At 49.4% G+C, this 1,706-nt stretch carries 1 protein-coding gene; it reads left to right on the top strand.

What is annotated here, in order from left to right; genetic code table 11:
• A partial coding sequence (locus ABEW32_RS26355) for a non-ribosomal peptide synthetase (protein WP_430193267.1) occupies positions 1-1,706 on the top strand: 1,706 nt, incomplete at both ends.

Raw genomic sequence — 1,706 nt, 5'->3', positions numbered from 1 at the left:
TAGCACCTTGCACGGGTTGTTCGAGGCGCAGGCAGGGCGTAGTGCAGAAGCAGTGGCGTTAATATATAAGCATGAAAGCCTCACGTATGGAGAACTGCAGAAACGTTCGAATCAGATTGCCCGCTATTTGCAAGAGCAGGGGGTATGTCGTGGTGATTATGTCAGCGTATTGGTAAGCCGGAGCATTGCAACCATCGCTAATGTTATAGGTATTTTGAAGGCTGGAGCAGCTTATGTACCGGTGGATCCAGACTATCCGGAAGAACGGCGCCACTACATTCACGAGCACAGTCAGTGTAAGCTGACTATAGGACCGGAGTTGTATGATACGGCCGACCTAGCAGGATATGCTGACGAAGCACTTCCGCTGGATTATCATCCAGACGATGTGGCGTATGTGATCTATACATCGGGCAGCACAGGCCGCCCCAAGGGCGTAATCACAACACACGGAGCAGCAGCCAATACAATTCAGGATATAAATCATAAATTCGGCGTCCATGAGCGCGACCGAATGATAGGTTTGTCCTCCATGTGTTTCGATCTGTCTGTATATGATCTGTTCGGGGCCTTGGCAGCCGGAGCGGCGTTGGTATTGATTGACGATCAGCGGGATGTGGAAGATGTAATCTACACGATAGAGCATCAGGGCATCACCATATGGAATTCCGTACCGGCTATTATGGAAATGGTGCTGGCCAGCGTCACGGATGACTTTCACAATGAGGGAATTCGAACGGTGTTGCTCAGCGGGGACTGGATACCGCTACAGCTGCCTGAGAAAATAAAGCGACATTGCCCACATGCAGAAGTGATTAGCTTGGGGGGAGCAACAGAAGCCTCGATTTGGTCCATTTACTACCCAATCAAGGAATGGGATAGACAGACCGCCTCGATACCTTATGGCAGGCCGCTGGCGAACCAGCAGATGTATGTGCTGAACTATGAGCTGAAGCCTTGTCCGGCGGATGTACAAGGGGAATTGTATATTGGCGGGATGGGGCTTGCGGCAGGTTACCTGAATGATGAACAGAAAACCCGTGAATCGTTTGTGGAACATCCAGAGCTGGGTCGACTATACCGAACGGGAGATTATGGCGTATGGCGTTCAGCCGGTTATATCGAGTTTCAAGGACGAAAGGATCAGCAGGTCAAGATTCGGGGGTACCGGGTAGAGCTAGGAGAAATTGAGGGACGCCTGCTGGCACATGAATTCATCCAAAGTGCAGTGGTGATGGAACGGAGAGATCATCGCAATCATGTATTTCTATGTGCGTACTATGTTCCAGATGAGGAGGAAGTGACCCCAGAGGAGCTGCGAATATATTTACAACGGGAACTGCCGAGCTATATGGTGCCGTCGCAATATATGGAATTGGAGAAACTACCGTTATCGCCTAATGGCAAGGTGAATCGAAGAGAGCTGCCGATCCCGGATGTGGAGCAGCAAATGGATTCGAAATACGAAGGAGCACGTAATGAAACTGAGCAGAAACTGACGGAAATATGGAAAGAGGTATTGGACGTCGAACGAATAGGAATCCATGATCACTTCTTTGAACTGGGTGGAAATTCGATTCTGATGGTACAAATCCGAACCAGAATAAGCAGGGAAATGGGAATCGATTTGAATCTACGAGACTTCCTGCAGCATTATACCATAGCGAAGCTGTCAGAACGGATCAAGGAAGGTGTAGATACACAAG

The organism is Paenibacillus jamilae, assembly GCF_050482105.1.
Lineage (GTDB): Bacteria > Bacillota > Bacilli > Paenibacillales > Paenibacillaceae > Paenibacillus > Paenibacillus jamilae_B.
The sequence above is the reverse complement of the archived record's forward strand: the minus strand, read 5'-3'. Positions and strand labels throughout refer to the sequence as shown.